Annotated in this window: 7 protein-coding genes; 4 read left to right on the top strand and 3 right to left on the bottom strand. The window is 64.1% G+C overall.

Annotated features, from left to right (window positions below; translation table 11 throughout):
* Positions 1–237, bottom strand: a 237-nt coding sequence (locus tag KBA32_RS10500; protein ID WP_294358579.1) for a hypothetical protein, incomplete at its 3' end; no start/stop codon positions are given.
* Between the two features lie 157 nt (positions 238–394).
* Between KBA32_RS10500 and KBA32_RS10495 the strand changes: the two genes are divergently transcribed.
* Positions 395–1,417, top strand: coding sequence for a LacI family DNA-binding transcriptional regulator (locus KBA32_RS10495; protein ID WP_294358576.1), 1,023 nt, complete (start codon positions 395–397; stop codon positions 1,415–1,417).
* Positions 1,418–1,692: 275 nt separating this feature from the next.
* Complete coding sequence (gene katG, locus KBA32_RS10490; protein ID WP_294358572.1) at positions 1,693–3,870, top strand: catalase/peroxidase HPI; 2,178 nt, start codon at positions 1,693–1,695, stop codon at positions 3,868–3,870.
* A 327-nt stretch (positions 3,871–4,197) separates the two neighbouring features.
* Here katG and KBA32_RS10485 read toward each other — a convergent pair whose 3' ends face one another.
* Positions 4,198–4,533 (bottom strand): hypothetical protein, encoded by a 336-nt coding sequence (locus KBA32_RS10485; RefSeq protein WP_294358567.1) that lies wholly within the window; start codon positions 4,531–4,533, stop codon positions 4,198–4,200.
* Positions 4,534–4,668: 135 nt separating this feature from the next.
* On the opposite strand from KBA32_RS10485, the gene KBA32_RS10480 reads away from it, so the two are divergent.
* Together KBA32_RS10480 and KBA32_RS10475 are read left to right on the top strand one after the other, a co-directional pair.
* Positions 4,669–5,541, top strand: coding sequence for a hypothetical protein (locus tag KBA32_RS10480; RefSeq protein WP_294358564.1), 873 nt, complete (start codon positions 4,669–4,671; stop codon positions 5,539–5,541).
* A gap of 50 nt (positions 5,542–5,591) precedes the next feature.
* Positions 5,592–6,503: a GNAT family N-acetyltransferase gene (locus KBA32_RS10475; protein WP_294358561.1), complete on the top strand. Its 912-nt coding sequence runs from the start codon at positions 5,592–5,594 to the stop codon at positions 6,501–6,503.
* Positions 6,504–6,531: 28 nt separating this feature from the next.
* Here KBA32_RS10475 and KBA32_RS10470 read toward each other — a convergent pair whose 3' ends face one another.
* The gene (locus KBA32_RS10470; protein WP_294358558.1) at positions 6,532–8,445 is read right to left on the bottom strand and encodes an amylosucrase; all 1,914 of its coding nucleotides are present in this window, start codon (positions 8,443–8,445) and stop codon (positions 6,532–6,534) included.
* Between the last annotated feature and the right edge of the window lie 296 nt (positions 8,446–8,741).

The raw sequence follows: 8,741 nt of genomic DNA, 5'->3' as shown, positions 1-8,741 counted from the left end.
GGCACCGAGGTTGAGCCCGTAAATTTCCTTGAGGCTGGCGATGCGCGCCAGCGTTTCCTCCGAGAATGGTGTCTTGCCTTCGAAGGCGTGCAGAACGATGCCTTCGAGCAGGTCGCCGAGCGACATTTCCTTGTACTCGGCGAGCGCCTTGAGCACCTTCAACAATCGTTTTTCGATGCGTACGCCGGTCTGGATGCGTTCGACGCTGATCGGCGGTTTTTGCTCGCTACTGGCCATGTCGTCCTCCTGATAGTTATTTTGGTGTATATGTACCAATGTACTTTGGTTTTTACGCTTGCGCAAGGCGTGGAAGGAAGTCTTTCAACGATAATGGTGAGCGGACTTGAGCGTGCAGCGTGTTTTTGCAGCAGCGTCCGCACCATACACAAGGTCGATGAAAGTGAACCTAAAGCAACTATCGGAAAAGCTCGGACTCTCGCAGACAACGGTCAGCCGCGCACTCAACGGCTACTCGGACGTGAGCGAAGCGACACGCCAGCGCGTCGCCGAAATGGCCGAGGCCTGCGGCTACCGGCCGAACACGATGGCGCGCCGGCTGGCGATGGGGCGGGCCGACGCGATCGGACTGATCTACCCGCTCGACGCGACCTACCTCGGCGACCCGCGCTTCATCGAGATGCTCGAAGGACTGACCGCGCGCTTGAACGAAGAACACCTCGACGTGCTCATCGCCTCGGCCGGGCGCGACGACGGACTGGCGACCTACCAGCGGCTGATCCGCACGCACCGCGTCGATGGGCTGATCGTCGCGCGCACGCACCTCGACGACGCGCGCATCCGTTACCTGCGCGAAGCGAAATTCCCTTTCGTCGCCTACGGCCGCACGGCCGATCCGACCGGCTTCGCCTGGTTCGACTTCGACAACGCGGCGGGAACGCGCCTCGCTGTCGAGCGCCTCGTCGCCTTCGGCCATCGGCGCATCGCCTACCTGCACGCCAGTCTCGATCTGAACTTCGCCGCGCAGCGCCACCACGGCTACGTCTCGGCGATGCAGGCCGCCGGCCTCGCGGTCGATCCGGCGCTGGTGCGCGAAGTCGGCGTGCAACGGCGCACGGCCTACGCCGCGATGGCAGAACTGCTCGCGCACCCGACGCCGCCGACGGCGATCGTCGTCGACAATAACCAGGCCGGCGTCGGCGTCGTGCGCGCCATCCTCGAAGCCGGCCTGCGCTTGGCCCGCGACTGCTCGCTGATCGTCTACGACGGCTTGCCGGAAGACACGCTGTTCGACATCGCCAACGTCACCGCCATCGAGCAGCCGACGCCCGTGAAAGTCGGGCGCAAGCTCGCCGACCTGATGCTCGGCGTCCTGCAGGGAAGCGACGGCGAACGCCTGCAGACCGAGTGGCAGCCGGTGCTGCACGCCGGCGCTTCGGACGGTCCGGCGCCGGGCTGAGCCGACGCCGATTCCGTGGTGGCGCGCCATCGCTATCGCCTCGATGGATGATATTGATCCGCCACGAAGAAGTCTCAATTTCCGTTCGGGTTGAGCCTGTCGAAGTCCGCCCTCCCTTCGACAAGCTCAGGGCGAACGGACTTCAAACATTACCTCGCCGTATCAATAGTGATTGCCTATCGAGAGCATGAGATCAATCAATTGGTAATGCTTCTCACCCCGTCCTAAGATGATTCCGTCGATGCACATCCACGACGACACTCAAGGAGGACGAAATGGCGACAGACGGAAATGGCACGAAAAGGGTCGGGCAATGCCCGGTGATGCACGGCGGCGCGACGTCGGCCGAGACGATGCGGCAGTGGTGGCCGAAGACACTGAACCTCGACATCCTGCATCAGCACGACAGCAAGACCAACCCGCTCGGTGCGGGGTTCAACTATCGCGAAGAGGTCAGGAAGCTCGACGTCGAAGCACTGAAGAGAGACCTCAAGGCGCTGATGACCGACAGCCAGGCGTGGTGGCCGGCCGACTGGGGGCACTACGGCGGCCTGATGATCCGCATGGCCTGGCACTCGGCCGGCACCTACCGCATCGCCGACGGGCGCGGCGGTGGCGGCACCGGCAACCAGCGCTTTGCCCCGCTCAACTCGTGGCCGGACAACGCCAACCTCGACAAGGCGCGTCGCCTGCTCTGGCCGATCAAGAAGAAGTACGGCAACAAGCTCTCCTGGGCCGACCTGATCATCCTCGCCGGCAACATGGCCTACGAATCGATGGGCCTCAAGACCTTCGGCTTCGGCTTTGGCCGCGAAGACATCTGGCATCCCGAGAAGGATATCTACTGGGGGTCGGAAAAGGAATGGCTGGCGCCGACCGGGAGCGAAGGCAACCGCTGGTCCGGCGAGCGCGATCTGGAAAACCCGCTGGCCGCCGTGATGATGGGCCTCATCTACGTGAACCCGGAAGGCGTCGACGGCCAGCCCGATCCGCTGAAGACGGCGAAGGACATGCGCGTGACCTTCGCGCGCATGGCGATGAACGACGAGGAAACGGTTGCCCTGACCGCCGGTGGCCACACCGTCGGCAAGGCGCACGGCAACGGCAGCGCCGCCAATCTCGGTCCGGCACCCGAAGGTGCGGAACTCGATGAACAGGGCCTCGGCTGGCAAAACCACACGACGCGCGCCATCGGCCGCGATACGGTGACGAGCGGCATCGAAGGCGCGTGGACGACGCATCCCGCCCGATGGGACAACGGCTACTTCGACCTCCTCTTCAAATACGACTGGTGGCTGCAGAAGTCACCGGCAGGCGCGCATCAATGGCAGCCGATCAACATCGCCGAAGAAGACATGCCGGTCGACGTCGAAGATCCCTCGATACGCTGCTCACCGATGATGACCGACGCCGACATGGCGCTGAAGTTCGACCCCGAGTACCGCAAGATCGCCGAGCGCTTCCACAAGGATCCGGCCGCCTTCACCGACGCCTTCGCGCGTGCCTGGTTCAAGCTGACGCACCGCGACATGGGGCCGAAAGCGCGCTACATCGGCCCCGACGTGCCGGCCGAAGACCTCATCTGGCAAGACCCGGTGCCGGCCGGGCGCACGGATTACGACGTCGCCGCCGTCAAGGCCAGGATCGTCGCCGCCGGTCTTCCGATCAATGAAATGGTCGCCACCGCCTGGGACAGCGCCCGCACCTTCCGCGGCTCGGACAAGCGCGGCGGCGCCAACGGCGCGCGCATTCGCCTCGCACCGCAGAAGGACTGGGAAGGCAACGAACCGGCACGCCTCGCCAAGGTGCTCGTCACCTATGAAAAGATCGCCACCGAAACGGGCGCCAGCGTCGCCGACGTGATCGTGCTCGCCGGCAATGTCGGCGTCGAACTCGCGGCCAAGGCGGTTGGCGTCGAAGTTACGGTGCCCTTCGCGCCGGGACGCGGTGACGCGACGCAGGACCAGACCGACGTCGACTCCTTCGCCGTCCTCGAGCCGCTTGCCGACGGCTTCCGCAACTGGCTGAAGAAGGACTACGTCGTCAGCGCCGAGGAACTGCTGCTCGACCGCGCCCAGCTGCTGCGTCTGACCGCCTGCGAGATGACCGCGCTGGTCGGCGGCCTGCGCGTGCTCGGCACCAACCACGGCGGAACCAGGCACGGCATATTCACCGACCGCGTCGGCGCGCTGACCACCGACTTCTTCGTCAACCTGACCGACATGGCCTACACCTGGAAACCCACCGGCCGCAACAGCTACGCCATCGTCGACCGGGCCAGCGGCGCGACCAAATGGACGGCGACCCGCGTCGATCTCGTCTTCGGCTCGAATTCCGTGCTGCGCGCCTACGCCGAGGTCTACGCGCAGGACGACGGGCAAGTGAAGTTCGTGCAGGACTTCGTCGCCGCCTGGACGAAGGTGATGAACGCGGATCGCTTCGATCTGGTTTGACCCCCTGAAGATGAGCCCCTCGCGTCGCTGATCAGCGCGGCGCGAGGGGCCTTGCCGTGCCATCAAGCGCAGTTTCGCGACAGCCCGTCTTCCGGATCGGCGCTGGCCATCGCCCAACTGCCTGCCCTCGATGACTCCGAGACACAACCATCCCGCCGACTGCTGTGCTCCGGGATCTGTCGAAAGAGCACGCCGGCCGGTTTGACATTGTTTCCGGGGTCGAACTATAGTCCGCCCATGGCTCTGTTCCCGATCTCCGCCCCAATCAGCTTCGCGCCCTGTGCCGCCGCGAAGATGGGTGGCGCTGCGTCGCTTCACCCGGAACGCTCAGGAGTCTGCCCGACTGCCGCAGATTCCCGGGCCCGGCGATACGCTGTTTCCCCAATAGCGCAACAAAACTATCGTCGGGCTCACAACTGAAGCGATCTGACGGCTGACCGTTGTCGGTGCCGCGCTTTCAGTCCTCGCCATTTTTCCCTGCTTCACATCGTCATCGTGCTCGTGCTGCACGCCGCTTCCATTCGCCTGAGCCTTCAGCGATTGCCTGCCGCCGCCGCGTGATTCCTTTCCCGCACCCGGTGCGGGATAACACTTGCCATCCAGGAGTTTTATGAACGTCCATAACCACAGTATCTGGCCGCCGCCGGATGCATGCAACTTCAATCACCCGGCGCCTGCCGCCCGATTTGGCGCCTTGCAGCAGCAATTGGTGCGTGCCGCACTGATCTTCCCGGTAGCCCAACGGCCGGACGAAGCCGCTCTCCCCGTGATCAATCGGTCGGATAAGGAGTGAGGGCGATGGATATCTCGCGTCAATTCGTCCGGCAGAAAAATCCCTGCGCCGATGGTTTCCGCTGGTTCATGCGCCATTTTCAGGAAGGTTCCGACTACCAGCCCCTGCTCGACGCGCTCGTGGCCGTCGGGCGGGTGTCGGATGCCTGCTGGCTGATGGATCAGTTCGGGCCGACCAAGGCCGTGCTTGAAGTCGATGCGCTGGAAGCGGACGCCGTCGTGTTCGCCGGCAGTCTGCTTGTGCGTGGCCCGATCGACGTGGACTCCGTGCTACGCATCGGCGGAAGTTTGCGAGCCGAGTCCGGCATTCGCGTCGGTCGCAACCTGCAGGTCGGCGAAGACCTGTGGGTCGCCGGAAATGTCCTCTCGCTCGGCAGTCTGCACGTGGCGGGGGATGTGCGTGCCGACTGGAACCTGCTGGTGGGGGAGCGCCTGGACTGCGGCGGCGACCTGCGCGTCGGCTGGGATGTCGAGGTGGGCACGGAGTGCACGATTGGCGGCCAGACGGCGGTTGGTGGCGATGTCGCCGTGGGCGCCGCCCTGAAATGCAAGAGCAATCTCCGCGTCAAGGGGGCTCTGAAGGTCGGTGGCAGCGCACGGTCGGCACAGGGCATCGAGGTGAATCAGGGGATCGATGTCAGCGAGCATCTGGAAGCTTCCTGGGGGATCGTCTCTGGCAAGTCGATCGTCGCGGGCGGGGCAATCAAGGCGGGCGAAAGCCTGACGGCAGGGGAAACCATTCAGGCCGGCGAGGGCTACGGCATCTACGCCGGCCTCAACGTCCCGGTGGCGGTATGGGAAGCCAGCGCCTGGGTGCGCGCCCGGGAATTGCCGAAGCGGCTGTTTAGCGGCCATTGGCATGCACCGGTCGGCGCCTGAGCAGTGCGGCTTGTCCTTGCCTTCCCCATACCCCAGCAGGAGTCTCCAAAATGAACACGCCTTTCGTTTCCCTCTGTCCCGAGATCACCCGGACCAACGCGCTGACGCTGATGGACTGGCTGGAGGACGAGGAGGTCACCCGCTTCCTGAGCGATTCGTGCAATGTCTCCCGCTTGATCGAGCAGGTCATCGGTCGAGTCCAGTTGCCGATCCTGACCCATCTGTTCAACCAGGGCGGTCGGTTTTTCATGGCCTACGACCGGCACGACGTGCCGGTGGGCTTCGTGCGTCTCGTCAAGATGGGCCCGGACTGCGAGATGGTCCTGGTCATCGGCGACCGCGACAACTGGGGCCGCAAGCTCGGCGCCAGCGCCATCCGCGAAGGCATGAAGCTCGCCTTCTTCGAGATGCGGGCGGAGCGGTTGATCGCCAAAATCCACCCGGAGAACGTACGATCGCTGAACGCTTTCCTGCGTAGCGGCTTCTTGCCGGATAGCGAAACCCCGGCGATGAAGTCCCTGGTCATGAGCTCCGCGCGCTATCTCCGGCTCTTGCGCGAGCGTCCGGCGGTGCACGCTGCGGACATCTACATCACCGAGATCGACAAGACACGGCTCAGAAACCTGATCGACCTCGAGCAAGGCCCGGGCATATTCGAGCTCGAGCATGAGATCGAGCGAGCCGTCGTCGTCGAGCCACGGAAAGTTGCGGAGGATGTCATCACGATGAACTCCAGGGCGCTGCTGAAGGTGGACGACGAGGAGGTGGAAGTCGCTCTGGTTTACCCGGAGGATGCGGACGACCGCGCCGGGAGACTATCGATTTTCTCCGGGATCGGCACCGCAATCCTGGGCTACAAAGAGGGCGATGCCTTCAGCTGGCGGATTCCGAACCGAACCTGCCATATCAGGATCGGGAAAGTGCTCTATCAGCCGGAAGCTGCGGGCGATTTCCATCTGTAGGCATGACGTGGCGCAACTGCTCCACTCATTAGTGCTTTCCTTCGACCAGCCAAACCATCTGATACGGCGCCAGCGTGATCCCCTGGCGCACGCCGTGCGCCGAGTTGCCGATCAGGTCGAGCATGGTTTCAGGCATGGCCGAGAAGGTCGGGGCGGCGATGGTCTGTTCGAACTCGCTGAAATTGCCCAATACCAGCAGGCGTGAAGAGTCGCCTTCGCGCAGGTAGCCGAGCACCGACGGGTTGTGCGTCCAGAACGAAGTCAGCTCGCCACCGTCGATTGCGGGCAGGTGTTTGCGCAAATCGATCATACGGCGCAGACCGTGGTAGATGCGGCCGGCGTCGGTGGTCGGGTCGTTGCGCTGTGCGTAGCGCGCGGCATCGCGCGCCGGGCGGTGCACCCAGCGGCTGTCGCCAGCTTTGCCGGGGTCGTTGATGTAGTCCGGGTCGTTGAGCGTGCCGACTTCGTCGCCGAGGTAGATGAGCGGGATGCCGCCGGACGAAAAGACGACGCCGTACATCAGCAAGAGGCGCGCGACGGCGTGCGGGTCGTGTTGTTCGAGGCCGCACAGCGAGGCGGCCGTGCCGCTGATGCGGCAGTCGCCGGTCGTCGGGTTGTCCTGGAAGGGCACGCCTCGTGCGAAGCTGCCTTCGAAGCGATTGACGAAGTAGCGGTTGAGGAACTGGCGGTGGTCGAAGCCGTTGATGCCGAAATGGATGGCGTCCTCGTCGGCGAAGGTCCAGCCGATGTCGTCGTGGCTGCGCACGTAATTCACCCAGGCGGCGCCGTCCGGCAGGTTGTGCCGGTGTTCGAGCGCCTGCTGCAGGAGATTGACCTCGCGCGTCGCCAGCGAATTCCAGAGCAGCGCCATCTGCAGCGGGTTGTACGAGACCTGGCATTCTTCCGGCGAGATGTAGCTGACGACGTCGTCGGGATGCACGATGGCTTCGGACTTGAACATCAGCGACGGCGCTGCGATGCGCGCCAGCGCGTTGTAGGCGCGCAGCAGGTTGTGCGCCTGTGGCAGGTTCTCGCAGGACGTGCCCATCTGCTTCCAGATGAAGGCGACGGCGTCCATGCGCAGGAACTCGACGCCGAGGTTTGCGATGAACAGCATCTCGCCGGCCATCGCCTCGAACACGGCCGGGTTGCTGTAGTTGAGGTCCCACTGGTAGCTGTGGAAGGTCGTCCACACCCAGCGCCCGTCGGCGAGCTGCGAGAAGGCGCCCGGATGCTCGTCTGGGAAGATCTCGCGCAGCGTCTTCTCGTAGGCGTCGGGCTGCGCGCGGTCCGGGAAGATGTAGAAGAAGTCCTTGTAGCGCGGGTCGCCTGCCAGCGCGCCGCGCGCCCAATCGTGTTCGTCGGACGTGTGGTTGAAGACGAAGTCGAGCACCAGCGAGATGCCTTCCTTGCGCAGCTTCGTCGCCAGATGGCGCAGGTCGCCGATCTTTCCGAGCGAGGGTTTGGTCGCCCGGTAGCTACTCACCGCGTAGCCGCCGTCGCTGTGCGGCTCGGGGCAGAGGAAGGGCGGCATCAGGTGCAGGTAGGTAAGGCCGAGTTCCTTGAAGCAGGGGAGCTGCGCCTCGACGCCCTTGAAGGTGCCGGCGTAGAGATCGACGTAGCAGACGCCGCCGAGCATCTCGCGCGACTCGAACCAGTGCGGATGCGCCTCGTGGTCGGCATCACGCGCCTTGAGGTCATCCGGGCGCTCGACCCAGGCCTTGAAGGCGACGTCGAGCAGTTCGACGAGGAAGGACTCGAAGTCGCCGCGCACGCCGTACAGGTTGGAGAGCTCGTCGCGCAGATCGAGCACGTGCGCGCGCAGTCTCGCATCAAAGACGGGCCAGTGTTCGTGCGTGCCGTGACGGGATTCGAGCGCGTTGCGCACGCGTTCGAGCTGTCGATTGGGCGCTTTCCATAGCGCTTTGGATTCTGCTTCCACCAAGTTTCCCACGATGCCTCCTGATCTTTGTAAGAATCGAGCGCGGCCCAAATATTCGCTTGGACTGACAGGTAATTCGCCGAGCCGTTGCCCCCTGAACAGGGCGGGCCGGTCACGGTATTGAGAATCGTAAAAGCGACTGAAGTCCCCGTCTCCGTTCGTGGTGAGCCTGTCGAATCCTGCCCGGAGCCAGTCGCAGGGCATGAATCGGCACGCCGTGTGCCATCGAGCCCTTCGACAAGCTCAGGGCGAACGGGGATCAAGACGCGTCAGTGACTTGCACGAACGTCAATAAT

This window comes from Propionivibrio sp. (genome assembly GCF_017995515.1).
Classification (GTDB): Bacteria; Pseudomonadota; Gammaproteobacteria; order Burkholderiales; family Rhodocyclaceae; genus Propionivibrio.
Note: the sequence above shows the minus strand (reverse complement) of the source record. Positions and strands in the feature narration are given on the sequence as shown.

Bases quoted from the DNA above. Each gene is read 5' to 3' on its own strand.
- KBA32_RS10495 (WP_294358576.1), top strand. From the start codon at position 395: ATGAAAGTGAACCTAAAGCAACTATCGGAAAAGCTCGGACTCTCGCAG.
- katG (WP_294358572.1), top strand. From the start codon at position 1,693: ATGGCGACAGACGGAAATGGCACGAAAAGGGTCGGGCAATGCCCGGTG.
- KBA32_RS10480 (WP_294358564.1), top strand. From the start codon at position 4,669: ATGGATATCTCGCGTCAATTCGTCCGGCAGAAAAATCCCTGCGCCGAT.
- KBA32_RS10475 (WP_294358561.1), top strand. From the start codon at position 5,592: ATGAACACGCCTTTCGTTTCCCTCTGTCCCGAGATCACCCGGACCAAC.